This is a genomic window from Streptomyces sp. NPDC057638 (assembly GCF_042800315.1).
Taxonomy (GTDB): domain Bacteria; phylum Actinomycetota; class Actinomycetes; order Streptomycetales; family Streptomycetaceae; genus Streptomyces.
The window spans coordinates 1-24,958 of sequence record NZ_JBHVHF010000032.1; the positions used below are offsets into that span (position 1 = coordinate 1).

The window sequence follows — 24,958 nt, forward strand, 5'->3', positions numbered from 1 at the left end:
GCCGAGGGTGCGGCCCGCTCTCGCGTTCGAGGTGTGAGCCACGGCAGACCTGCCGTCAGCCACGACAGACCGACAACAGCGCTACGGGCCGCGTCGCCGGCTCCCCCCGCTACTCCTGCTTCTTGCGCCGGGTCCCGAAGACGATCTCGTCCCAGCTCGGCACCGCCGCACGCCGACCCGGACGGACCCCGTCCGCCTCGGCCTGACGATCCGTGGTGCCCGTCAGCCGGTCCCGGTGACCGGCCACCGAACGCGGCATCAGCACATCGGCGTAGGCGGAGCCAGCGCCCGCCGACGCGGCCGGGGCCACCGGCTCCTCGGCTTCCGCCTCCGTCTCCTCCGCCTCGCCCGGGGCGTCGGCGGGAGCGGTCCGCTCCGGCACCACCATGTCGCCCCGGAAGCTCGGCACCGCCTCCAACAGGCTGGTCAGCGAGTCCCGCTCGCACTCCTCGGCCGGTGCTCCCGCGCCGGAGGGACGCTCCTGCGGCCGGTCGAGGGTGCGGTCCAGCGGACGGTCCCGGGGCAGCCGGGCGATCCTCGGTACGAAGGGGAAGCTGGGCTCCTGCGCGGCGATGGTGTCGTCCGTCTCGCCGATCAGGGCGCGCGCCTCGTCGTCGACGGCCTGGACCAGCCGTCGCGGCGGGTCATAGCTCCAGCTCGCCGAGTGGGGCTCACCGGCGACCCGGTAGATCAGCAGGACTTCCCAGGTGCCGTCGTCGCGGCGCCAGGAGTCCCAGATGACGGTGTCCTTGTCGGCACCGCGCAGGGTCAGACGCTCCTGGACGGCCTCGCCGAGCTGCGGCCCGGTGTTCTCACCGGGGCGGCGTACGGCGGTCTTGCGCGCCCGCTCGGCCATGAAGGCCCGCTCCGCGAGGACCGGTCCCTCGAACCGCCGCACCCGCTCCACGGGGATCCCCGCGAGCTGGGCGACCTCCTCGGCCGTGGCCCCCGCGCGTATCCGCGCCTGGATGTCCCGGGGGCGCAGATGGCTCTCGACCTCGATCTCGATCTGGCCGAGGCGGGCGCGGTCGTTACGGACGGCGGCGCGCAGCCGCTCGTCGATGGGGAGTGTGTACTCCGTACTGTCGGCAGCCTTCAGCACCAGTCGTGTGCCGTCGTTGGAGACGGCCACGACACGCAGTTCGGGCATGGGGACCTCCCGGGTGGTGCCTGCCGACGTCACCTGTCGCGTCGCTGCTTCCGCTAGTCGAGTGTGGCCTGCCCGGGTGCAGCCTGCCACAACCTTGCCGAGTTGCACCGGCGTGTCGGGCATGGGCCCTTGATCGCCACTATGGCACGGTTACCTATTTAGCCACGCAGCGTGACCGGCGGTCACTCTGTGTACAGATAGCCCTGCGGTATAGCGGTGCCGCCGGATCGAGCGCCGCTTCCGGCCCCCTTCCCCGGGGTCCGGGCACCCTCGAAGGGGCCCATGCCCAGGGCTTGGCCACAGTACTCCATTCGGACCATCTCGGTGGACTGCCTCGCCGTCGAACTTCTCCCAGGTCGCGGCAGTTCACCGTGCGTACATGGAACACGGGTGTTCTGATTCACAGAATCTTCCCAAAGGGAACTATTCAGTTCGCTTGTTTGTCCCTCATGCGTACAGATGCGACAGAAGGGCGAGCAGGGGCTGAAGATGCGTCAAAAGCCGGAAACAGCGGCAGAGCGGACCGAGAACAGGTCGACAGAGCGTGAACGGAAGCTGGAGCTGAGCCTTCCCCAGGTGGCCGGGAGCACCCTGGCCACGGTGGCGGCGGCGGTGCTCGCCTCACGGCTCGGGGTCTACGGCACAATCGTCGGCGCCGGTGTGGTGAGCGTGGTCGCGACCTCCGGCGGGCCGGTCTTCCAGTACCTCTTCAGCCGCACCGGCGACCGGCTCCGCACCAACGGCCGTCCACAGCGGGCGACGGCACCGACGCCCGGAGCCCCGCGTGGCGAGTTCGGCGCGCCCACCGTCCACGGCACCCGGGTACGGGGCTGGAAGCGTTCCCTGGTCGGCGCCTCCGTCGTCTTCGGCGTGGCGATGGCGGGGATCACCGGCTGGGAGCTGGCGACGGACGCCGAACTCGCCGGGAACACCGGGTCCACCACCATCGGCTCGGTGATCCGGGGCGGAGACCCCGAAAGATCCGGTGACTCCGGTGACTCCGGTGACTCCGGTGACTCCGGTGAACGGTCCGGCCAGCACCGGGAACGCCCCGGTACAGACACAGGCCCGGACGTCCCGGACAGCGGCACGACCACGCCGGGTCACCCCGGTGAGCCCGGCAGCCCCGGCAGCGGAGCCGGGCCGGACGGCGGCACCCCGGGGGGCGAGGGCGACGGCCGTACCCCGCCGTCCCCTTCGCCGTCCTCCCCCTCGTCCCCGTCCGCGCCACCGTCCTCCCCGTCCCCGGACTCCTCCGCCCCCGTCCCGCAGCGGCCGCCGGGCGGCGGTCCCTCCTCCGTCCCGTCACCCGGCGGCACCCTCACCCCCTGATCGCACCAGCCCGCCCCGGTCCGGTCAGTCGCCGAAGACCCGCCGCAGATACGCGTTGGCGAACCGGCGCTCCGGGTCCAGCCGGTCCCGTACCGCCGTGAACTCCCCGAAGCGCGGGTAGAGCGCGGCGAGGTCAGCGGCGGTACGGGTGTGGAGCTTGCCCCAGTGGGGGCGGCCGCCGTGCGCGGCCATGACGCGTTCGACGGCGGTGAAGTAGGCCCGGTGGGGGGCGCCCCGGTAGACATGGACGGCCAGATAGGCGGTCTCCCGGCCGGAGGCGGTGGAGAGCGGGATGTCATCGGCGGGGGCGGTCCTGACCTCCACCGGGAATCCGATCCTCAGCGGGGACCGGTCGATCATGGCCCGCACCTCGCGCAGGGCGTCCACGACGGCCTCGCGCGGCAGGGCGTACTCCATCTCGACGAAGCGGACCCGGCGCGGCGAGGTGAAGACCTTGTACGGGATGTCGGTGTAGGTACGGGCGGACAGGGCCCGGCTGGAGAGCCGCGCCAGCGCCGGGACGACGGCCGGGACGGCGCGGCCGAGGGAGCTGGCCACCTGGAAGAGCCCGTTGGAGAGGAGTTCGTCCTCCACCCAGCCGCTGACGGCGCCCACGGGGGCGGCGGGGCCCGCGCTGCGGTTGTTGCGCTTGGTGTTGCAGTTGCCGGTGTGAGGGAACCAGTAGAACTCGAAGTGCTCGTTCTCGGTGTGCAGCGCGTCGAACTCCTCCGTCACCCGCTCGAAGCTCATCGGCTCCTCCCGCGCCCGCAGCAGGAAGAGCGGCTCCACGGCGAGGGTCAGCGCCGTGACCACGCCCAGCGCCCCGAGCCCGATCCGGGCGGCGGCGAAGACCTCCGGGTGCTCCTCCTTCGAGCAGCGCATCAGGGTGCCGTCGGCGGTGACCAGCTCCACCCCGGTGATCTGGGCGGCGATGGAGGCCGAGTCCCGGCCGGTGCCATGGGTGCCGGTACTGGTGGCCCCGGCGACGGTCTGCTCCATGATGTCGCCCATGTTGGTGAGCGAGAGGCCCTCCCGGGCCAGCGCCGCGTTCAGCCGCTTCAGCGGGGTGCCGGACTCGACGGTCACCGTCATCGCCGTACGGTCGATATGCCGGATGCCGGTCAGCAGATCGGGCCGGATCAGCAGCCCGTCGGTGGCGGCGACCGCCGTGAAGGAGTGGCCGCTGCCCACCGTCTTGACCCTCAGGCCGTCCTCGGCGGCCCGCCGCACCGCCTCGGCGACCTCCTCGGCCGAGGCCGGAAGGGCCTCCCGGGCCGGGCGGACGGAGACCGTCCGCGCCCAGTTACGCCAGATTCGCGTCCCGCTCGTCCCGCTCGTCCCGCTGATCGCGCCCGTCCTGCTGATCGCGCTCGTGCCCATCGGCCCGCTGCCCCTCCCGCGTCGGCACCGGCCTGTTCAGCCGGCGGTACCCCAGGAACGCCACGACGGCCGCGACCGCGCCCGCGAACCCGGGCACCGCGTACGCCGGCTCGGCGCCGAACGCGTCGATCGCCCAGCCTCCGATGGAGAAGCCCAGCGCGATACCGACGGCGAGTCCGGTGCTGACCCAGGTCATGCCCTCGGTCAGCTGGGAGCGCGGCACACGCGCCTCGACGAGGGCCATCGTGGTGATCATGGTGGGAGCGATGGCCAGGCCCGCGACGAAGAGCGCCACGGCCAGGAACGCGAGGTTCCCGACCAGTTGGAGGGGGATCATACTCACGGCCATCGCACAGACACCCAGCAGCCACCGGCGCTCGCCCGCGCCCTTGAAGTGCATCAGGCCGAAGACCAGACCGGCCAGACACGAACCCAGCGCGTAGACCGCGAGCGCCACGCTCGCCAGCGACTTGTGCCCCTGCTCCTCGGCGAAGGCCACCGTCACCACGTCCACCGACCCGAACAGCGCGCCGGTCGCCGCGAACGTGACCACCAGCACCTGGAGCCCCGGCGAACGCAGCGCCGAACCCCGGCCGTCCTGCCCGCGCGGATGCGGCGCGGGCTCGGTGTCGCGCTGCGCCGTCAGCCAGAAGACGCCGACCAGCAGGAAGAGGGCGGCCACCAGCGGGCCCGCCTCCGGGAAGACGGCGGTGGAGAGGCCGATGGAGATGATCGGGCCGCAGATGAAGCACATCTCGTCGACGATCGACTCCCACGAGTACGCGGTGTGCAGCTCCCGCGACGACCTCGGGAAGATCGCCGCCCACCGGGCCCGCACCATCGAGCCGACGCTCGGCACACACCCACCGGTGGCGGCGAACACGAACAGCGTCCAGTTCGGGGCCTCCTGGCGGGCGCAGATCAGCAGACCCGCGACCGAGCCGACGGCGATCAGCGTGACGGGCCGCAGCACCCGCGCCTGACCATGCCGGTCCACCAGCCGGGAAACCTGCGGCCCCAGGACGGCGGCCGCGAGCGCCATGGTCGCGGAGAGCGCGCCGGCGAGGCCGTAGCGCCCGGTGAGCTGGGAGACCATCGTCACGATGCCGATGCTCATCATGGCGAGGGGCATCCGGCCGAAGAGACCTGCGGCGGTGAAGCTCTTACTGCCGGGGGCGGTGAAGATGGCGCGATAGGGGCTGGGCAAGAGCTTCTCCGGTAAGGCGTATGAATGACCTTCACAGCTTACGCCCCCACCCGTCGGCCCCCCGGGCCCGGCCCTGGCCGACGTGCGATGCCTCCCCGCCGGCGGGCCCCGCCCGGGGCCGGGCCCGCCCGGGGCGCCCCGGGTGGGGGTGGAGGGGGGAGGGTGGCAGGATCGGGGGCATGCCCGATGTGTGCGACCCCACCCCCTACGACGCCTTGCTCCTGCTCTCCTTCGGCGGCCCCGAGGGCCCCGACGACGTCGTCCCCTTCCTGGAGAACGTGACGCGCGGCCGGGGCATCCCCCCGGAGCGGCTGAAGGAGGTCGGCCGGCACTACTTCCTCTTCGGCGGTGTCAGCCCGATCAACGACCAGAACCGCGCCCTGCTGACGGCCCTGCGCGAGGACTTCGCGGGACACGCCCTGGAGCTGCCCGTCTACTGGGGCAACCGCAACTGGGCGCCGTATCTGACCGACACGCTGCGGGAGATGGTCCGGGACGGTCACCGCAGGATCGCCGTCCTGGCGACCAGCGCCTACGCCTCGTACTCCGGTTGCCGCCAGTACCGGGAGAACCTGGCGGACGCGCTGGCCACGCTGGCCGCCGAGGGGCTTTCGCCGCCCCGGGTGGACAAGCTGCGCCACTACTTCAACCACCCCGGGTTCGTCCGCCCGATGGTCGACGGGGTGCTGGCCTCACTCGCGGAGCTGCCCGCCGAGGTGCGCCCGGGGGCCCATCTGGCCTTCACCACCCATTCGATCCCGACGGCCGCCGCCGACACCTCCGGCCCGGTCGAGGAGCACGGCGACGGCGGTGCCTATGTGCGCGAGCACCTGGACGTGGCACGGCTGATCGCCGAGGCGGTACGGGCCGAGACGGGGGTGGAGCATCCGTGGCGCCTGGTCTACCAGTCCCGCAGCGGCGCCCCGCACATCCCGTGGCTGGAGCCCGACATCGTCGACCATCTGGAGGAGCTGAGCGGCGCCGGGGCGGCCGCGGCCGTGATGGTGCCGATCGGCTTCGTCTCGGACCACATGGAGGTGCTGTACGACCTGGACACCGAGGCCCTGGCGAAGGCGGCGGAGCTGGGGCTGCCGGTGCGCCGCTCGGCGACGGTCGGGGCGGACCCGCGTTTCGCGGCGGCCGTGCGCGAACTGCTGCTGGAGCGGGCGGCGAGCGAGCGCGGCGAACGCCCGGAGCGCTGCGCCCTGGGCGCGCTCGGCCCCTCGCACGACCTCTGCCCGGTGGGCTGCTGCCCGGCCCGCGCGCCGAGGCCCGCGGCGGCGGGTGCCGACAGCCCGTACGTGTAGCGGGCGCGGGCGGTCCGTACGGGGAGCGGGGCCTTGTGATGTGCTGGGGACCGGCCCGGCCACCAGGACGGGTCCCGACGCGTTCCCCGGCGGCGCGATGCGGTCCGGGGCGGAAGGAGCCCTGTGCGTGACTCCGTGACGAACCCCGGCGGCGGCGCCCTCGTGGACGAGCTGCTCGATCTGGCGCTGGAGGCGGCGGAGCGGGCCGGGGAGCTGCTGCGTGACGGGCGGCCCGAGGACCTGGCGGTCGCCGCGACGAAGTCCAGCCCCATCGATGTCGTCACCGAGATGGATCTGGCCGCCGAGCGGCTGATCACCGGTTTCCTCGGGGAGCACCGCCCCGCCGACGGGTTCCTGGGCGAGGAGGGCGCCTCGACGGCGGGCACCAGCGGGGTGCGCTGGGTGATCGACCCGCTGGACGGCACGGTGAACTATCTCTACGCGCTGCCGACCTGGGCCGTCTCCGTCGCCGCCGAGATCGACGGCGAGACGGTGGTGGGTGTGGTCGCCGTCCCGATGCGCGGGGAGACGTTCCGCGCGGTGCGCGGCGGCGGGGCGTACGTCAACGACCGCGCGCTCCGCCACCGGCCCGCGCCGCCGCTGGAGCAGGCGCTGGTCTCCACCGGGTTCAACTACGTGCAGTCCGTCCGTGACCACCAGGCCCGGGTCGCGGCCCGGCTGATCCCCCGGCTGCGGGACATCCGCCGCGGCGGCTCGGCGGCGGTCGACCTGTGCGATGTGGCCGCCGGACGGCTGGACGGGTTCTACGAGCGGGGGCTGAACCCCTGGGACCTCGCGGCGGGCGCGCTGATCGCCCGGGAGGCGGGCGCGCTGACCGGGGGCCGCCCCGGGCGCCCGGCCTCAGGAGAGCTGGCCGTGGCGGCGAGCCCCGGGGTCTTCGAGCCGCTGAGCGCCCTGCTGGAGGAGTTCGGCGCCTGGCACGACGGCCGCGGCTGACCCACGGCTCCCCCTGGGCCCTGCGGCCGGGCGGGGTGCCCCCGGGTGAAGTCTGGAGGTACCTCCGCGCCGCGTACCGGAGGGGGTTGGTCCGCTGCCGGACGCGACGCCCCCCGCCTCCGTACCGGACACCGTGGACGGACCGGAGCGACGCCACGGCCCGCACACGCGAGGGCCCCGGTGCGAGCGGGGTGCTCGCGCCGGGGCCCTCGCGATCAGGGGCCGGGGTGGGTCCGGGTCCTCCGTCCGGATCGAACGGGATCAGGGAGCGGTGTCTGATGCGGGTGGGGGTGCCGGAGCACCCGCGCCCCTAGACCGCGCCGACCTCCACGCCGTGCTCGGCGGCGAGACGGCGCAGATCGTCGAGCTCGGCCTGCTCCACGTCGGCCAGGAACTCGTCGCCCGTCTCGCGCGCCCTCGTGAGGTCCGTCTCCGCGGCCTTTATGCGCTGGAGCAGTCCTGCCGTGAAAGCGTCCATAGTGCGCCCCCTCGTCGTGGGTCGGTGGCACGGGGGTGTGCCTGTGCCTGCCTGGGGTTCCCTCCGTCACGGCGGGGGCCGGGCGGAGGAACGGGACGATCACTTCTGGCACACGCGCACACATCGAGAGTCATGTGCCGTTACGGGCCGTGATCGTGGGTGTTTAGTCGTCCTCCCCCGGCCTTCCGCCGGAGAAACCTCTCGCCGCCCGGGAAAACAGTTGATTCCCGAAAGACTCCTGACGTCACTCAGAGCGACCCCCGCCCGCCCCCGGCTTACCGCCGGTTTACCCGCGTAACGGGCAGGATGGTTGTACACACATGCCAAGACACCTGCCCTGATCATGGAGAACGGGGCCCGGAGGAAGGAAACGGGACGTGCGCGTACTCGTCGTCGAGGACGAGCAGCTGCTCGCCGATGCGGTGGCCACCGGACTACGCCGGGAGGCCATGGCGGTCGACGTGGTGTACGACGGCGCCGCCGCCCTGGAACGCATCGGGGTCAACGACTACGACGTGGTGGTCCTGGACCGGGACCTGCCACTCGTCCACGGTGACGATGTGTGCCGGAAGGTCGTCGAACTGGGGATACCGACCCGGGTGCTGATGCTGACCGCCTCCGGCGATGTCAGCGACCGCGTGGAGGGCCTGGAACTGGGCGCCGACGACTACCTGCCCAAACCCTTCGCCTTCACCGAGCTGATCGCCCGGGTGCGCGCCCTCGGACGGCGCACCACCGTGGCGCTGCCGCCCGTGCTGGAGCGTGCCGGGATCAAGCTGGACCCCAACCGCCGCGAGGTGTTCCGGGACGGCCGTGAGGTGCAGCTCGCGCCGAAGGAGTTCGCGGTGCTGGAGGTCCTGATGCGCAGCGAGGGCGCGGTCGTCTCGGCCGAGCAGCTGCTGGAGAAGGCGTGGGATGAGAACACCGACCCGTTCACCAATGTGGTGCGGGTGACCGTGATGACGCTGCGCCGCAAGCTCGGCGAGCCCGCCGTGATCGTCACGGTGCCCGGTTCCGGCTACCGGATCTGACCCGTGGCGACCGCACCGGCGCCGCCCACGGCGCCCCCGAAGCCCACCTGGGACCCGCGCGATCCGGTCCGCCCGCTGCTGCGGCCGACGATCCGGATACGGCTGACCCTGCTGTACGGCGGGATGTTCCTGATCGCCGGGATCCTGCTGCTCACGATCATCTATCTGCTGACGGCGCAGGCCCTGCACTCCGGTGACGGGCTGCCCTTCAAGCTGCTGCCGGACAGCAAGGTCCAGCTCACGGACAACGCCTGCCCGGCGCTCTCGCCCGGGATGTCGGCCGACGAGGCGAACTCGGTCCTCCAGGCGTGCTTCTCGCACCAGCGCGAGGTGGCGCTGGACGATCTGCTGCGCCGCTCGCTCTTCGCCCTGCTGGGGCTGTCGATCATCGCCTTCGCCTTCGGTTACGCGATGGCGGGCCGGGTGCTGTCGCCGCTGGGCCGTATCACGCGTACGGCGCGGCAGGTGGCCGGTTCCGATCTCTCCCGCCGGATCGAGCTGGACGGCCCGGACGACGAGCTGAAGGAGCTGGCGGACACCTTCGACGAGATGCTGGACCGGCTCAGCCGCGCCTTCACCGCGCAGCAGCGGTTCGTCGCGAACGCCTCGCACGAGCTGCGCACCCCGCTCGCGATCAACCGCACCCTGCTGGAGGTGCATCTGTCGGACCCCGGGGCCCCGGTGGAGCTCCAGCAGCTGGGCAAGACCCTGCTCGCCACCAACGAGCGCAGCGAGCAGCTGGTGGAGGGCCTGTTGCTGCTGGCCCGCTCCGACAACCAGACCTTCGAGCGCAAGCCGGTGGACCTGGCGGAGGTGGCGACCCGGGCGGTGGACCAGACCCGGGCGGAGGCCGAGGCCAAGGGCGTGGAGATCCGCGGCGGCTGCCAGGAGGCGGTGGTCCAGGGCAACGGCGTCCTGCTGGAGCGGATCGCGCTGAACCTGGTGCAGAACGCCGTGCGCTACAACGTGCCGGAGGACGGCTGGGTGGAGGTCACCACGGCCAAGGAGCCCGGCCGGGCGATCCTCACCGTGTCGAACACCGGCCCGGTCGTCCCGGCGTACGAGATCGACAACCTCTGGGAGCCGTTCCGGCGGCTGCGGGAGGACCGCACGGGCAGCGACAAGGGCGTCGGTCTCGGCCTGTCCATCGCCCGGTCAGTGGCCCGGGCCCACGGGGGGCGTATCATCGCGGAGCCCCGCGAGGGCGGAGGGCTGGTGATGTGCGTCACCCTCCCCGCCTAGACGTATGATCGGGCCCACACACTTTCGTTCGCTTTGCGCGGAATTTTCGGGACCTGTTCCCGAGTTGAGTGTGTGGGATCGATCACAGGAGCGGCCTTTCGGCCATCTACTCTCTGTGATCATGAACCTTCCCGGAAAGCCTGGAAAAGTCCGGGTTTCCGGGGGTCGAGATCACGGGAAGTACACGGGATGGCGCCCGTGAGCTGCGACATTCGGATCGTGTACGGTCCCCTTCGCCATCCAACCCGATCACTCTTGAGGGATCCGGTTGGGTGTCGATTGAGTAACAGACCTTGATGTGAGGCAAAATCTCCGCCTCAGGTCGGGCACAAGTCCGGCCTCTCACGCGTTACGTGCGCTGGAGACACACGCAAACCACCCAGAGGGGGAGAGCGACATGGCAACGGATTACGACACCCCACGCAAGACCGACGACGATGTCGATTCGGACAGTCTTGAAGAACTCAAGGCGCGGCGGAACGACAAGTCGACCTCGACGGTCGACGTCGATGAGTTCGAGGCGGCCGAGGGCATGGAACTGCCCGGGGCCGACCTCTCCAACGAGGAACTGGCCGTCCGGGTCCTGCCCAAGCAGGCGGACGAGTTCACCTGCATGAGCTGCTTCCTGGTGCACCACCGCAGCCAGCTCGCGCGGGAGAAGAACGGTCAGCCGATCTGCCGCGACTGCGAGTAAGGTCCGGTCGGCCGTGACAGGTGAGACACCGTCCAGGAAGAGGCGTTTCCGGCGTCTGAAACCGTCGGAGACGTATCAGGGCGGTTCGGGACCGGTGGAGGGCACCACGCCCCCCGCCGACCACTCGACCGCCCTCCTGCCCTATGGCGTGGACGCTGACGAGCGTGGTTCATCCACCGCGCTCGAAGCGATCCCCGCCGACCAGGAGGGCCGGGCCGGCGAGCCGGACCGGCCCGGACGGCTCGCCTCCGTCCGGCAGGGCGTCCGCAGAGGACGCGAAGGCGCCAAGGCCGCGGTGGGCTATGTGGCCGACCGGATCATCGAGATCGCGCCCCGGGTGCCCGTACGTGACCTGGCGACCCTGCGCCGCCAGTTCCCCGGGCTCACCCCGGAGGAACTCGCCGACAAGCTCGTCGCGGGCGCCTCCACCGCCACCGCGACGGTCGGCGCCGGGGTCGGCGCGGCAGCGATGCTGCCCGTGCCGCCCGCGATGCCCGCGGAGCTGGCCGCCGAGATCACCGGAGTCGCCGCGATCGAGCTGAAGCTGATCGCCGAACTCCACGAGGTCTACGGGCTGCGTCCGCCCGGGACCCTGAAAGAGCGCTCCACCGCGTATCTGGCCGCCTGGTCGGAGGAGCGGGGCGTCGACGTGACCAAACCGTCGACGTACAAGAACGTCGCCATGAGCGGCGGGCTCAAGCGGGAGCTGCGTCAGCAGATCATGAAGCGCACCATCCGTAACCTGCCGAACCTGTTCCCGTTCATGATCGGCGCGGCGGTCGGAGCGGTCATGAACCGGCGGGATACGCGGCAGCTCGCGGAGCGGGTACGCAAGGATCTGCGGGCCCTCCAGGTGCCGTGGGACGCCCTGCCCTCGCTCCCGCCCCTGGAGCAGCCGCTCCACCCCCTGGAGCCCCTCCAGCACACCCCCCGGCTAGAGGCCTAGCCCGGGAGCGACCCCGGCCCCGCGAGGCCCGCTCCCGCCGTGACCCCGACCTGAGGATTCCACCCCCGTTGTGGGCATCTGTTCCGCCCCGGGCGGAACCCGTGCCCACAGGGGCGCGGGATCGCCGGGGGCGCGAGCAGGGGGCGGAGGCTAGGGGCGCAGGGTGGAGGCGAGCTTCTCGGGGTGGCGGGTGGAGAGGTAGAGGTAGGGGGTCGGGTCGGACGGGTCCGTGACCTTGACCCGGACGGCCGTGGGCACATAGCTGCGCAGCAGCATGAAAGCCCGGGGATCGGCCTTGTGCGAGCGCCAGGCGCGCGCCTCCTCGGGCCCGAGCACCTCCGCGTCCCCCAGCGCCGTCAGCGGCACCCGCGCGTCCCCCGCGACCAGCGAGCCCGCGACCACCCGGATCCGCGCGGAACCGTAGGAGCTGGTCACCATCCCCGCCACGAGGCCGACGACCAGGATCGCGCCGAGAGTGGGCAGGGTGCCCAGCGGGAAGGCCACCAGACCGCCGGAGAGGGCCAGCAGGAGGACGATCGCCCACCAGGCGCGCGGGACGGTCAGCCGCTCGTCGTAGCGGAGATCGCCCGTCGCGGGGGTGGGGGTCGGGGAGGACTGCATGGCTCCTAGCTTGGCACGGGGCACCGTGCGGACCGGTGCGCGGGTAAGGTCAGCGGCTGTGAGCACTGCGAAGACCCCGGGGGCGCCGTCCGCCCTGACCCCGCCACCGGACGCCATACCTCCGGTACGCCATCCCGACGCACCGGCCCCGGGCGAGCCGCTCGGCGCCCATTACGGCCTCTGCTTCGGCTGCGGCGAGGGCCAGCCCCATGGGCTGCACCTGGAGGCCCGCGCCGGGGAGGGGGTGAGCGTCACCGCCGAGTTCACCGTGCGCGCCGCCCACCAGGGCGCGCCGGGGCTGGCGCACGGCGGGGTGCTGGCGACCGCCCTGGACGAGACCCTGGGCTCACTGAACTGGCTGCTGCGGGTGATCGCGGTCACCGGGCGGCTGGAGACCGACTTCGTACGGCCCGTGCCCGTGGACACCGTGCTGCATCTGCGCGCCGAGGTGACCGCCGTGGCGGGCCGCAAGATCTATTCGACCGCCGTGGGGCGGATCGGCGGCCCCGACGGTCCGGTCGCGGTGCGTGCCTCCGCCCTCTTCATCGAGGTCAAGGTCGATCACTTCATCGACAACGGCCGCCCGGAGGAGATCGAAGCGGCGATGGCCGACCCCGACCAGATCCGGCGCGTGCGCGCCTTCGAGGTGAACCCCTGATGGCTTCCCAGCACGGTGGCCCGGCCGGCCCCGGCAGCCCCGTTGACGTACTGATCCGCCGGGTGGACCCGGAGGTGCCGCTGCCCGCGTACGCGCACCCCGGCGACGCGGGCGCCGATCTCGTCACCTGTGAGGCCGCGGAGCTGGCCCCGGGCGAGCGCCGCACGCTGCCCACCGGCATCTCGATCGCCCTCCCCGACGGCTATGCCGCCTTCGTGCACCCGCGCTCGGGTCTGGCGGCCCGTTGCGGTGTGGCCCTGGTGAATGCGCCAGGGACGGTTGACGCCGGGTACCGTGGGGAGATCAAGGTGATCGTGGTCAATCTCGACCCGCACGAGACGGTGCGGTTCGAAAAGTACGACCGCATCGCCCAACTGGTTGTCCAACAGGTCGAGAAGGTGCGCTTCCACGAGGTGGCGGAGCTTCCCGGCTCGGCGCGTGCCGGGGGCGGCTTCGGGTCCACCGGCGGGCACGCCGCCGTGGACGGTTCAACGGGTGGGAATCGATACGCTTCCGTCGTATCCGACCGGGAAGGACAGTGACGTGTTCGGACGTCGCAAGAAGAGTGGTTCCGCGCAGGACGCGGGGGCGGCGGGCGAGGCCGAGCGAGTCGCCGACCAGCCCGCTGAGGGGCTTGAGGGCGAAGAGGACGCCGCCACCGAGGCGCCCCGCCGGGTGAATCTCCCGCCCGCGCCGCGCCCCGACGGTCCCTGGGACATCTCCGAGGTGTCCAACCCCGGCGAGGGCCGGGTCGACCTCGGTGGCCTCTTCGTGCCGGGTGTCGAGGGCATGGAGCTGAGGGTCGAGGTCGCCGGTGACGCGATCGTCGCCGCGACGGTCGTGGTCCGTGACAGCGCCGTGCAGCTCCAGGGTTTCGCCGCGCCGAAGAACGAGGGCATCTGGGGCGAGGTCCGCGAGGAGATCGCCTCCGGCATCACCCAGCAGGGCGGGGTCATCGACGAGGTCGAGGGCCCGCTGGGCTGGGAGCTGCGGGCGCAGGTGCCCGTGCAGCTGCCCAATGGCTCGGGCGGGTTCCAGGTGGTCCGTTTCATCGGTGTGGACGGCCCCCGCTGGTTCCTGCGCGGAGTGATCTCCGGCCAGGGCGCGGTCCAGCCGGAGGCGGCGGGTCTGCTGGAGCAGATCTTCCGGGACACGGTCGTGACGCGTGGTGAGGGTCCGATGGCCCCGCGTGACCCGATCGTCCTGAAGCTGCCGGAGGACGCGCAGATGGTCGCCGAGGGCGTGCAGCAGGAGGACCAGGAGGGCTCCCGCTTCTCCGGTGGCATGGGTCAGCTCCAGCGCGGCCCGGAGATCACCGAGGTCCGCTGAGGCACCGCCCCGGCTCACCGCCGTGGCCCCGGGTCGCGCCGGGCATCGCCCGGTGCCCACCCGGGTCCGCCGGGAGCGCCGCTCACCACGGCCTCCCGTTCCGTGACGTAGACACCGAAGGGCCGCGCTCCCGTCCAAGGAGTGCGGTCCTTCGCTGTTTCCGCGTACTGTGCCGGGACCGATTCCGTACGTACACGTGTACGCCAGGGTGTGGAGGGGGCTCGATGAGCGAGGGTACGGAGGCACGCGGCGGGACCGCGGTCCTCGATGGCGCGGCGGGCGGGCCGATGGTGCGGGTCAGCGGGGTGCGCCGGTCCTATGGGACGGGCGCGGCGGCCGTGCACGCGCTGCGCGGGGTCTCCTTCGAGATCGGGCGCGGTGAGCTGGTCGCGCTGAAGGGGCGGTCGGGGTCGGGCAAGACCACCCTGCTCAATCTGGTCGGCGGTCTGGACACCCCCGACGAGGGGCGGATCACCGTCGACGGGATCGATCTGACCGATCTGGCCGAGGAGGAGCTGCTGCGGCTGCGGCGGGACCGGGTCGGCTTCGTCTTCCAGTCCTTCGGGCTGATCCCGATCCTCTCCGCCGCCGAGAACGTCGGGGTGCCGCTGCGGCTGCGCAAGACCGCGGCACGGGAGCGCGAGGAGCGAGTGGCGCTGCTGTTGTCGCTGGTGGGGCTGGCGGACCACGCGGCGCAGCGGCCCGGTGAGATGTCCGGTGGCCAGCAGCAGCGGGTCGCCATCGCGCGGGCGCTGGCGAACCGTCCGGCGCTGCTGATCGCGGACGAGCCGACGGGGCAGCTCGACGCGGAGACGGGACTGGCGGTGATGGAGCTGCTGCGGGCGGTGGTCCGGGCGGAGGGTGTGACGGCCGTGGTGGCCACGCATGACACGACGCTGCTGTCGCTGGCGGACCGGGTGCTGGAGCTGCGCGACGGTGAACTCACCGAGGTCGCCGCGGTCACCGAGGTCACCGAGGTCACCGAGATCGCTGCGGTCACCGAGGTCACCGGCATCACCGCCGAGGGGACCGGCTGAGGGCTGACGCGAGGTCCGGGAGAGGGCTGACGCGAGGTCCGGGAGAAGCTTTCGGCAGCGCCGTACGGCCCGTGCCGTACGGTGCTGACCGCGTGCCCGGGCGCGGGCCGTCCCACCCCCGCCGCACACGCCGGGCCGGGGCATCAGGGTTCCGTCAAATACGCCGGTCATCGACGGAGGCTGTCCGATTCGCCCGCTTCTCGGGCCGTAAGGTCATCCCAGCGTGAACCACCCTCCCCCGCCAAGATCACGCCAGTTCTGAAAGACAATGAGGCCATGGGACGCGGCAAGCTACGGATCTACCTCGGCGCGGCACCGGGCGTCGGCAAGACCTACGCCATGCTCTCCGAGGCCCACCGCCGGGTGGAGCGTGGCACGGACTGCGTCGTCGCCTTCGTCGAGCACCACGACCGGCCGCGGACCGAGGTCATGCTGCACGGGCTGGAGCAGACGGCGCGCCGGGAGATCGAGTACCGGGGCACGGCCTTCACGGAGATGGACGTCGACGCCGTCCTGGAGCGCCGCCCCGCCGTCGCGCTGGTGGACGAGCTGGCCCACACCAATGTCCCCGGTGCCCGCAACGCCAAGCGCTGGCAGGACGTCGAGGAGCTGCTCGCGGCGGGCATCGACGTGATCTCGACCGTGAACATCCAGCACTTCGAGTCGCTGGGCGATGTCGTCGAGTCGATAACGGGAGTACGGCAGCGCGAGACCGTCCCCGACGAGGTGGTGCGGCGGGCCGACCAGATCGAACTGGTCGATATGACCCCGCAGGCGCTGCGCCGCCGCATGGCGCACGGCAACATCTACAAATCCGACAAGGTCGACGCGGCCCTGTCCAACTACTTCCGGCCCGGCAATCTGACCGCGCTGCGCGAGCTGGCGCTGCTGTGGGTGGCCGACCGGGTGGACGAGTACCTCCAGCAGTACCGGGGCGAGCACAACATCCGCTCCACCTGGCAGGCGCGCGAGCGGATCGTGGTGGGGCTCACCGGCGGGCCCGAGGGCCGGACCCTGATCCGGCGCGCGGCCCGGATGGCGGCCAAGGGCTCGGGCAGCGAGATCCTCGCCGTCTATATCGCCCGCAGCGACGGGCTGACCTCCGCCTCCCCCAAGGAACTGACGCTCCAGCGGACGCTGGTGGAGGACCTCGGCGGCACGTTCCACCATGTCATCGGCGATGACATCCCCACCTCGCTGCTGGAGTTCGCGCGCGGGGTCAACGGCACCCAGATCGTGCTCGGCTCCAGCCGCCGCAAGGCGTGGCAGTACGTCTTCGGGCCGGGCGTCGGGGCGACCGTCGCCCGGGACTCCGGGCCCGACCTCGACGTCCATATCGTCACCCATGACGAGGCGGGCAAGGGGCGCGGGCTGCCCGTGGCGCGCGGGGCCCGGCTGGACCGGTCCCGGATCATCGCGGGCTGGCTGGTCGGGGTGGCGGCGCCGATCCTGCTGTCGCTGCTGCTCAGCGCGCTCGGTGACTCGCTGGGGCTCGCCAACGATGTGCTGCTCTTCCTGTTCCTGACCGTGCTGGCGGCGCTGCTCGGCGGGCTGCTGCCGGCCCTCGCCTCGGCCACGGTGGGTTCCTTGCTGCTGAACTTCTACTTCACGCCACCGGTGGGCACGCTCACCGTCTACGACCCGAAGAACATCGTCGCCATCGTGATCTTCTTCGCGGTGGCGGTGGCGGTCGCGTCCGTGGTGGACCTCGCGGCCCGCCGCACCCACCAGGCGGCCCGGCTGCGGGCCGAGTCGGAGATACTCTCCTTCCTCGCCGGGAGCGTGCTGCGCGGGGAGACCACCCTGAACGCGCTGCTGGAACGGGTACGGGAGACCTTCAACATGGAGTCGGTCGCCCTGCTGGAGCGCACCAGCGACGTCGACCCGTGGACGACGGCCGGGAGCGTGGGCCCCCGGGGGGTGATCCGGCCCGAGGACGCCGATGTGGACATGCCCGTCGGCGACCATATGGCGCTGGCCCTGTCGGGGCGGGTGCTGCCCGCCGAGGACCGCCGGGTGCTCGCCGCCTTCGCGGCGCAGGCCGCCGTGGTGCTGGACCGGCAGCGGCTGGTGGGGGCGGCGGAGGACGCCCGGCGGCTGGCGGAGGGCAACCGGATCCGTACCGCGCTGCTGGCGGCCGTCAGCCATGATCTGCGCACCCCGCTGGCGGCGATCAAGGCCGCTGTCTCCTCGCTCCGCTCGGACGACGTGGCCTGGTCCGAGGAGGACGAGGCCGAGCTGCTCGCGGGCATCGAGAACGGCGCCGACCGGCTGGACCAGCTGGTCGGCAATCTGCTCGACATGTCCCGGCTCCAGACCGGGACCGTGACCCCGCTGATCCGGGTGACCGACCTGGACGAGGTGGTGCCGATGGCGCTGGTCTCCGTCCCCGACGACTCCGTGGAGCTGGACATCCCCGAGTCCCTGCCGATGGTGGCGGTGGACCGGGGGCTGCTGGAGCGGTCGGTCGCCAACATCGTGGAGAACGCCGTCAAGTACAGCCCGGAGGGCACCCGCGTCACCGTGGCCGCCAGCGCCCTGGGCGACCGGGTGGAGGTCCGGGTCGCCGACCGTGGCCCCGGGGTCCCCGACGACGCCAAGGAGCGGATCTTCGAGCCGTTCCAGCGGTACGGGGACGCCCCGCGCGGCGCCGGGGTCGGCCTGGGTCTGGCGGTCGCCCGTGGCTTCGTGGAGGCCATGGGCGGCACGCTGACCGCCGAGGACACCCCCGGCGGCGGTATGACCATGGTGCTCACCCTCCGGGCGGCCCCCGGCGTCGAACCCGTCTCCCCCGACCTTCCCGCCCGGGTCACCTCATGACCGGGCGAAGCGGCGCGGTCGGTGATCGGTCAAAGGGACGCGTCTGGGGATCCCTCCCGGACGGAGCCGGGTCTCCCCATGGCGTCGGTCCAACCCGCGCGGTCGGTGATCGGTCAATGGGACACGTCCGAGGATCCCTCCCGCACGGTGCCTGGCGGTCCGCCCATGGCGTCGGTCCAACCCGCGCCGCCGCTGATCGACCCAAGGGACACGTCCGAGGATCCCTCCCGTGCGGTGCCTGGCGGTCCGCCCATGGCGTCGGTCCAACCCGCGTGGTCGATGATCGACCCAAGGGACACGTCTGGGAACACCCCGTGGCATCGGTTCTGAGCCAAAGGGGCGCGTCTGGGGGCACCCCCAGGCGCAGGCCTGGGGGATTTCACGGCCGTCGCGCGGAGATCGCGAGGAACGAGCGATCGAGCACGTCGGACGCGAAAATCTCGACTAAAGCGCCCCGGTGGGGGTCCCCCCGGGCGGAGCCTGGGGGAGAACGAACCGCAAAAAATACAGAAAGGCAGGCCAGCGATGACCAGGGTGCTTGTGGTCGACGACGAGCCGCAGATCGTACGCGCCCTCGTGATCAATCTGAAGGCGCGCAAGTACGAGGTGGACGCGGCCCCCGACGGCGCCACCGCGCTCCAGCTCGCGGCGGCCCGCCATCCCGATGTGATCGTCCTGGACCTCGGGCTGCCCGACATGGACGGCGTCGAGGTGATCAAGGGGCTGCGGGGCTGGACCCGGGTGCCGATCCTGGTGCTCTCGGCCCGGCAGACCTCCGACGAGAAGGTGGAGGCGCTCGACGCGGGCGCCGACGACTACGTCACCAAGCCGTTCGGCATGGATGAGCTGCTGGCCCGGCTGCGGGCGGCGGTGCGCCGGGCGGAGCCGGTGGGCGGCGGTGACGATGACGTGGTGGTCGTGGAGACGGAGGGCTTCACCGTCGACCTGGCCGCGAAGAAGGTCAACCGGGACGGGCGCGATGTGCGGCTCACCCCCACCGAGTGGCATCTGCTGGAGGTCCTGGTGCGCAACACCGGGCGGCTGGTCAGCCAGAAGCAGTTGCTCCAGGAGGTGTGGGGGCCGTCGTACGGGACGGAGACCAACTATCTGCGGGTCTACATGGCCCAGCTCCGCCGGAAGCTGGAGGCCGACCCCTCGCATCCGAAGCACTTCGTGACCGAGCCGGGGATGGGGTACCGGTTCGAGCGCTCCTGAGGGGCCGCCGGGCGGCCCGAGCCCCCAGCGGCGGGGTCGGCGCCTGCGTCGTCCCGGGGCGTCCCCGGTCGTCCCAGTCTGGGTTACGGCCTTCCGAAAGCGGTCGTCAGGGCCGGTACGCTGGTTCCATGAGTGCTGTACCCCACTCCGGGAGCGGTTCCGGAAGGACCGGGAGAGCCGACAGGGCGGAACGACCGGTCGGCCGCTTCCGGCGCATGCTTGACCGGCTCTCCAGCTCCCAGGAGGACCTGGAGTACGAGGAGCTCCGTGAGGACGCCCAGGCCTCGGGGTGCATCCGCATCGCCGAGTGCGCCGACCGGCAGATCGTCCGCGTGACTGGTACGTTGCGGACGGTCACCCTGCGACCACGGGCCGGGGTTCCCGCGCTGGAGGCGGAGCTGTTCGACGGTTCGGCGCCGCTGGACGTCGTCTGGCTCGGCCGCCGTTCCATCGTGGGCATAGAGCCGGGCCGCCGCCTCATCGCCTCCGGCCGCGTCTCCATGAGCCACGGCCGCCGTGTGCTGTTCAACCCGAAATACGAACTCCGACCGCTCGGACAGGAGTAGCCGGTGACGTCACTCGACAAGCCGACCGCCACCAACGACCCCCAGCCCGGCCAGCCCTCGCCCCCCGGGGCCGGTGACCGGCCGGGCCAGCACGCCAAGGCGGTCACCGAAGCGGCGCTCTTCGAAGCCTTCGGCGGTGTCCGGGGCATGGTGGAGACGGTCGTACCGGGCCTGCTGTTCGTCACGATCTACACCATCAACAAGGACCTCCACGTCTCGGCCATCGCCGCCCTGGGTGTCTCGCTGCTGCTGGTGCTGGTCCGGCTGGCCCGCAAGGACACGGTGAAACACGCCTTCAGCGGTGTCTTCGGCGTCGCCTTCGGTGTGGTCTTCGCGATGATGACCGGCAACGCCAAGGACTTCTATCTGCCCGGGATGCTCTACACCCTGGGGCTGGGGCTCGCCTATGTCATCACCGCGCTGGCCGGGGTGCCGCTGATCGGGCTGGTGCTGGGGCCGGTGTTCAAGGAGAACCTCTCCTGGCGCACCCGTAACCCCGGGCGCAAGAAGGCGTACACCAAGGCGAGCTACGCCTGGGGCCTGATCCTGCTCGCCAAGTGCGCCATCCTCTTCCCGCTGTACTGGTGGGCGGACACCACCCAGTTGGGGTGGGTACTGGTGGCGCTGAAGATCCCGCCGTTCCTGCTGGCGGTCTATCTGACGTGGATCTTCCTGGCCAAGGCGCCGCCGCCGATCGATGTGTTCGCCGAGATGGAAGCCGAAGAGGCCGCGGAGAAGGCGGAGAAGGAGCGGCGCGCCGCCGCCCGCCAGCCGGAGTCCTGACCGCGACTCCCCCGTTCTTCTTGGACCCGGGTCCCCGCCAAGGGGCCCGGGTCCTTTCCTGTCCAGCCCGGGTCCGTCGGTATCCAACGGTGTCCGTCGGCGGCCGCTGAGGTACGCGACCGTCGCCGCCGGACGGCTCCCGGATGGTCCCTCCCGTACGTCCGTCCCGGCCGGGAGGTGTCCGGGACGGACGGGGCTGTCCGGGACGGGGGAAGAGGGTTGTGGCGGGGGCGGGGGGTGCGCAGGATCGGGCGGGTCCGGCGCAGCAGACCGTTCCCGCCCGCCCTGGAGGACGTCCCGATGTCTCAGCTCAGATCCCGGCTGCCCCTGCCCCTCGCCGCTCTCCTCACCCTCGCCTTCGCCGCGCTCCCCACGCCCGCCCTGGCCAGGGCGGTGATGCCGGGCACGACGTACTTCGTGGACGCCGTCACCGGCAGCGACACCCACGCGGGCACCACCGCCTCCGCCCCCTGGCGGAGTCTGGCGAAGGTCAACGCGGCGGCGCTCGGGGCCGGGGACACGGTCGCCTTCCGGCGGGGCCAGAGCTGGACCGGTTCGCTGCGGCTGACCCGCAGCGGCACGGCCGCCGCCCCGATCACCGTCACCGGCTACGGCTCCGGCACGGCGGCGCCCGCGATCGGCGGTCCGGTCGGGGAGTGCGTCCTGATCAGCGGCGCGTACTGGACGGTACGGGGGGTGCGGGCGACCAACTGCCACTGGGCCGGGTTCGAGGTGCGCGGCAGCCACAACACCCTGGACGGGGTGCTGGCGGACCGCAATGTCGCCGGGGTCTCCATCGCCCCGGGCGCGCGGTTCAACACCGTACGGAACAGCGTCATCACCGACAACACCAAGATGAGCGTCAACACGCCCGGCGGCTATGACGACTCCGGGGCCTTCGGGGTGCTGCTCAACGGCGATGACAACCTGATCTCCCGGAACGAGATCTCCGGTTCGCGGGCCGAGAGCTTCGACTTCGGCTACGACGGCGCCGCCGTGGAGGTCTTCAACGGTGACCGCAACCGGGTGGAGTACACCCTCGCGCGGGACAACGAGACCTTCACCGAACTCGGCCGGGCGCCGGGCGAGAGCGCCGACGGCAATGTCTTCGCCTACAACGCGGTCACCTCGGTCCACGACGCGGCCTCGTTCCTGGTGACCCGGGGCGCGGGGGTGGAGATCGGGCCGGTCACCGGGACGGTGGCGGTGAACAACTCGGTCCGGCTGCCCGGGACGCGCACCCAGGGCTGGGTCTGCTACGCGGGCTGCGCGCCGACCGTGCTCAAGCTCCGCAACAACGCGATCGACGTCGGCGGGAAGACGGGCTACGAGGACGGCGCGGGCGCCGACGAGGACAACGGCGTGTACTCCGGCACCCAGACCCAGTTCCAGCTCGGGGCGGGCTCGGTGCAGGCCGACCCGGCGTTCACCACCGGTCTGCGGCTGGCGCCGGGCTCTCCCGCGATCGGCCGGGGCGTGCCGGTGGGCTGGCCGACCGATCTGGCCGGGGAGCCGGTCTCCTCGACGGCGCCGGACGCCGGGGCGTACCAGTACGCGCCCTGAGCGGGCGGAGGGCCACGATGGGCCGTGTGCCGGGGTCTTGTCCCCCGGCGCATCGGCCCATCAACCATCTATGCATACCTTGAGGACATTTTTCAGGCAAACCGGATCAACTTCCCTCTTTCCAACAGAACTGGCATGCCGGATTTCTGATGCCACGACGGTGATATTTTATTAATCCCTTACCTGGGTAAAGGTCTTGCCGCCCTCGTCGGGACCCGAGGCATCCCCTCGCGGCTCCCGGACACCCCGAGGTCACCCTCCCGGCGCCCGGCCACCCACCCAACCCCCCCAGAGAACAGCGGAATATGTCAGCACAGCGGTCTCATCAGACCTCCGGTATCCGGTCCCGCGCGGCCCTCACCTCCGGGGCCCTCGCGGCCCTGCTCCTGGGCGGGGCGCTCACCGCCACGCCCGCCGCCGCCGTCGCCGGTCCTCCGGCGCCGGCCGGCACCCACACCTTTATGGCGAAGATCGACATCGGTGAGGGCAGCGGCGCCCGCCGCTGCTCCGGCGCGCTCGTGGCACCGGAGTGGATCGCCACCTCCAGCGCGTGCTTCGCCAAGGACCCCGCGAAGGACATCACGGTCCCGGCGGGCAAGCCCGCCATCGCGGCCCAGGCCCTCGTCGGCCGGACCGATCTGGGTGCCACCAACGGACAGACCGAGGACATCGTGGAACTGGTGCCGCGCACCGACCGCGACCTCGTACTGGCCCGGCTGGCACGGCCGATCGCCGGGGTCGCCCCGGTGAAGGTCGCCACCGCCGCGCCCACCGCCGGGGAGACCCTGACGATGGCGGGCTTCGGCCGGACCCAGAACCTCTGGCTCGCCGGGCGGCTGCACACCACCTCGTTCGCCGTGAACTCGGTGGAGGTGGGCACGATGTCGCTCACCGGCGCCGCGCCCACCTCGGCGGTCTGCAAGGGCGACGGCGGCGGCCCCGCGCTGCGCGGCTCCGGCGCCGGCGCCGGGGCCGAACTGGTCGCCGTCACCAGCCGTACCTCGATGGCCGGCTGTCTCCAGGAGGCCCCCGGCCCCGGCGCGGCCATCAGCAGCAGGACCGATGACCTGGCCGAGTGGATCGCCACCGTCACCGGCGCCGCGCGGATCGCCGACTTCAACTGCGACGGCGTGCGGGACGTCGCCGTCGGCGACCCCGAGGCCGTCGTCGGCGGCGACGCCAAGGCCGGAGTGGTCCGCGTGGTCTACGGCGGCGGGAAGGGCCACGCCGAGATCGCCCAGGACCAGGGCACGGTGCCCGGTGGCTCCGAGGCCGGGGACCGTTACGGCGAGACCCTCGCCACCGTCGACCACGACCTCGACGGCTGCACCGACCTGGTGGTCGGCGTCCCGGCCGAGGACATGGGCACCCAGGTGGACGCCGGATCGGTGCATGTGCTGTTCGGCGCGCCCGCCGGGCTGGCCAAGGGCCGGGCCGCGATCGTGCTGGAACAGGGCAACGGCACCGGCGCCCTCGGGGCCTCCGGCGCGGAGGCCGGGGACCGGATGGGCCACGCGCTGGCCGCCGGGACGACGACGGCCGGTGACCCGTACGTCCTGATCGGCGCCCCGGGCGAGGACCTGGACGGGGTCGTCAACGCGGGCACCGCCTTCTATCTGCGCGGCTCGGTCAACACCTCCATCAACCAGAACAAGGCCGGGGTCTCCGGCACGATGGAGAAGGACGACCGCTTCGGCACCTCGGTCGCCGGTTCGCCGAACCACATCGCGGTCGGCACGCCGACGGAGGCCATCGGCAGCGCCACCTCCGCCGGTGGTTTCGAACTCCTCAGCCACAAGATCACGGCCGGTTTCCCCACCCCGCTGGGCGGCCATGACCAGGGCAACGACATCATCAACGGCGGCGCCGAGACCGGCGACCGCTTCGCCGCCTCGATGGCGATGATCCCGTACCGTCCGGTGGGCACCGCGTCGGCCACCGAGTCGATCCTGGCCGTCGGCTCCCCCGGTGAGATGAACGGCACCATCAAGGAGTCGGGCCGGGTGGTCACCCTGCGGGTGGCCGCCGACGGCACGGTGACCCAGCTCCAGGACATCCACCAGGACGCCGCCGACGTCAGCGGCGCCAACGAGGCGGGCGACCGCTTCGGCGAGAAGCTCTCCGCCGTCGCCACCACCCCGCGCGCGGTGAGCACCGCGCGGAACTCGCTGCTCGCGGTGGGCATCCCGGGCGAGGACATCGGCACCGCCGTGGACTCCGGGTCGGTCTGGTACTTCCCGCTGATCGGCTCCGCCGGTGCGGGCGACCTCTCGGTCGAGCCGGGTCAGCGCGGGCTGCCGGGCACCCCGGGCGCGGGCGAGCGGAACGGCTCCAGCATCACCGCCACCGGCACCCATCTCTACCTCGGCATGCCGGCCGGTCCGGCCGCGACCGGTGCCGCGCACACCGTGCCGTGGGCGAACATCCTGTCCGGCGGCACGGAGCCGGTGACCACGCTCCAGCCGGGCACGGGCGGACTGCCCGCCGCGGGCGCCGCGTTCGGTACGGCGATCCAGTGACCTGATGTGCCGGGCCACGCTGACGGTCAGGCACCCGGGCGACGGGCCGGTTCCAGGTCCCCTCAGGGGGCTCGGGACCGGCCCGTCATCGTAGGGGGCCGTCGGTTCTCCCGGCGTACGCGG

The 24,958-nt window shown here is 72.1% G+C and carries 22 protein-coding genes; 17 read left to right on the plus strand and 5 right to left on the minus strand.

The window, feature by feature from the left end; genetic code table 11:
* Positions 1-109: 109 nt before the first annotated feature.
* Positions 110-1,183, minus strand: a complete 1,074-nt coding sequence (gene sepH / locus ACFVIM_RS07240) for a septation protein SepH (protein WP_384299632.1) — start codon at positions 1,181-1,183, stop codon at positions 110-112.
* A gap of 426 nt (positions 1,184-1,609) precedes the next feature.
* Between sepH and ACFVIM_RS07245 the strand changes: the two genes are divergently transcribed.
* The gene (locus ACFVIM_RS07245) at positions 1,610-2,482 is read left to right on the plus strand and encodes a hypothetical protein (protein WP_384299634.1); all 873 of its coding nucleotides are present in this window, start codon (positions 1,610-1,612) and stop codon (positions 2,480-2,482) included.
* Positions 2,483-2,506: 24 nt separating this feature from the next.
* On the opposite strand, the gene ACFVIM_RS07250 is transcribed toward ACFVIM_RS07245, so the two are convergent.
* Complete coding sequence (locus ACFVIM_RS07250; RefSeq protein ID WP_384299636.1) at positions 2,507-3,862, minus strand: D-arabinono-1,4-lactone oxidase; 1,356 nt, start codon at positions 3,860-3,862, stop codon at positions 2,507-2,509.
* On the minus strand, positions 3,786-5,069 hold the full coding sequence (locus tag ACFVIM_RS07255) for an MFS transporter (protein ID WP_384299638.1): 1,284 nt from the start codon (positions 5,067-5,069) through the stop codon (positions 3,786-3,788). Before ACFVIM_RS07255 ends, ACFVIM_RS07250 begins: the two co-directional genes overlap by 77 nt.
* A 179-nt stretch (positions 5,070-5,248) precedes the next feature.
* Here ACFVIM_RS07255 and ACFVIM_RS07260 point away from each other — a divergent pair, with 179 nt between their 5' ends.
* Positions 5,249-6,376 carry a ferrochelatase gene (locus ACFVIM_RS07260; RefSeq protein WP_384299640.1) on the plus strand — a complete coding sequence of 376 codons (1,128 nt, stop codon included), beginning with the start codon at positions 5,249-5,251 and terminating at the stop codon, positions 6,374-6,376.
* A 123-nt stretch (positions 6,377-6,499) separates the two neighbouring features.
* Positions 6,500-7,333, plus strand: a complete 834-nt coding sequence (locus ACFVIM_RS07265; protein ID WP_384299642.1) for an inositol monophosphatase family protein — start codon at positions 6,500-6,502, stop codon at positions 7,331-7,333.
* A gap of 310 nt (positions 7,334-7,643) precedes the next feature.
* Here the strand turns inward: ACFVIM_RS07265 and ACFVIM_RS07270 are convergent, their stop codons facing one another.
* Positions 7,644-7,811 carry a hypothetical protein gene (locus ACFVIM_RS07270; protein WP_384299644.1) on the minus strand — a complete coding sequence of 56 codons (168 nt, stop codon included), beginning with the start codon at positions 7,809-7,811 and terminating at the stop codon, positions 7,644-7,646.
* Positions 7,812-8,188: 377 nt separating this feature from the next.
* Here ACFVIM_RS07270 and ACFVIM_RS07275 point away from each other — a divergent pair, with 377 nt between their 5' ends.
* From ACFVIM_RS07275 to ACFVIM_RS07290, 4 genes are all read left to right on the plus strand, one after another.
* The gene (locus tag ACFVIM_RS07275; RefSeq protein WP_384299646.1) at positions 8,189-8,842 is read left to right on the plus strand and encodes a response regulator transcription factor; all 654 of its coding nucleotides are present in this window, start codon (positions 8,189-8,191) and stop codon (positions 8,840-8,842) included.
* Positions 8,843-8,845: 3 nt separating this feature from the next.
* Entirely contained in the window at positions 8,846-10,084 is a 1,239-nt protein-coding gene (locus ACFVIM_RS07280) for a sensor histidine kinase (RefSeq protein ID WP_384299648.1), read from the plus strand.
* Positions 10,085-10,481: 397 nt separating this feature from the next.
* On the plus strand, positions 10,482-10,778 hold the full coding sequence (locus ACFVIM_RS07285; RefSeq protein ID WP_006345898.1) for a DUF4193 domain-containing protein: 297 nt from the start codon (positions 10,482-10,484) through the stop codon (positions 10,776-10,778).
* A gap of 13 nt (positions 10,779-10,791) precedes the next feature.
* Positions 10,792-11,724, plus strand: coding sequence for a hypothetical protein (locus ACFVIM_RS07290; protein ID WP_384299650.1), 933 nt, complete (start codon positions 10,792-10,794; stop codon positions 11,722-11,724).
* Positions 11,725-11,874: 150 nt separating this feature from the next.
* Here ACFVIM_RS07290 and ACFVIM_RS07295 read toward each other — a convergent pair whose 3' ends face one another.
* The gene (locus ACFVIM_RS07295) at positions 11,875-12,345 is read right to left on the minus strand and encodes a DUF3093 domain-containing protein (protein ID WP_384299652.1); all 471 of its coding nucleotides are present in this window, start codon (positions 12,343-12,345) and stop codon (positions 11,875-11,877) included.
* Positions 12,346-12,403: 58 nt separating this feature from the next.
* On the opposite strand from ACFVIM_RS07295, the gene ACFVIM_RS07300 reads away from it, so the two are divergent.
* From ACFVIM_RS07300 to ACFVIM_RS07345, 10 genes are all read left to right on the plus strand, one after another.
* Positions 12,404-13,003 carry a PaaI family thioesterase gene (locus ACFVIM_RS07300; RefSeq protein WP_384299654.1) on the plus strand — a complete coding sequence of 200 codons (600 nt, stop codon included), beginning with the start codon at positions 12,404-12,406 and terminating at the stop codon, positions 13,001-13,003.
* A complete protein-coding gene (gene dut / locus ACFVIM_RS07305) occupies positions 13,003-13,545 on the plus strand; it encodes a dUTP diphosphatase (RefSeq protein WP_384299656.1) in 543 nt (180 codons plus the stop codon). Before ACFVIM_RS07300 ends, dut begins: the two co-directional genes overlap by 1 nt.
* 1 nt (position 13,546) lies before the next feature.
* Positions 13,547-14,332 (plus strand): DUF3710 domain-containing protein, encoded by a 786-nt coding sequence (locus ACFVIM_RS07310; RefSeq protein WP_384299658.1) that lies wholly within the window; start codon positions 13,547-13,549, stop codon positions 14,330-14,332.
* Between the two features lie 224 nt (positions 14,333-14,556).
* Positions 14,557-15,369, plus strand: coding sequence for an ABC transporter ATP-binding protein (locus tag ACFVIM_RS07315; protein WP_384299660.1), 813 nt, complete (start codon positions 14,557-14,559; stop codon positions 15,367-15,369).
* 276 nt (positions 15,370-15,645) lie between these two features.
* Positions 15,646-18,189: an ATP-binding protein gene (locus ACFVIM_RS07320; protein ID WP_384299662.1), complete on the plus strand. Its 2,544-nt coding sequence runs from the start codon at positions 15,646-15,648 to the stop codon at positions 18,187-18,189.
* A 525-nt stretch (positions 18,190-18,714) separates the two neighbouring features.
* Entirely contained in the window at positions 18,715-19,404 is a 690-nt protein-coding gene (locus ACFVIM_RS07325) for a response regulator (protein WP_384299664.1), read from the plus strand.
* A gap of 215 nt (positions 19,405-19,619) precedes the next feature.
* Positions 19,620-19,970 (plus strand): OB-fold nucleic acid binding domain-containing protein, encoded by a 351-nt coding sequence (locus tag ACFVIM_RS07330; RefSeq protein ID WP_384299686.1) that lies wholly within the window; start codon positions 19,620-19,622, stop codon positions 19,968-19,970.
* A 3-nt stretch (positions 19,971-19,973) separates the two neighbouring features.
* Positions 19,974-20,753, plus strand: a complete 780-nt coding sequence (locus ACFVIM_RS07335) for a DUF3159 domain-containing protein (RefSeq protein ID WP_384299666.1) — start codon at positions 19,974-19,976, stop codon at positions 20,751-20,753.
* A gap of 300 nt (positions 20,754-21,053) precedes the next feature.
* The gene (locus ACFVIM_RS07340) at positions 21,054-22,316 is read left to right on the plus strand and encodes a right-handed parallel beta-helix repeat-containing protein (RefSeq protein ID WP_384299668.1); all 1,263 of its coding nucleotides are present in this window, start codon (positions 21,054-21,056) and stop codon (positions 22,314-22,316) included.
* 305 nt (positions 22,317-22,621) lie between these two features.
* A complete protein-coding gene (locus ACFVIM_RS07345; RefSeq protein WP_384299670.1) occupies positions 22,622-24,835 on the plus strand; it encodes a trypsin-like serine protease in 2,214 nt (737 codons plus the stop codon).
* The last annotated feature ends 123 nt before the right edge of the window (positions 24,836-24,958 follow it).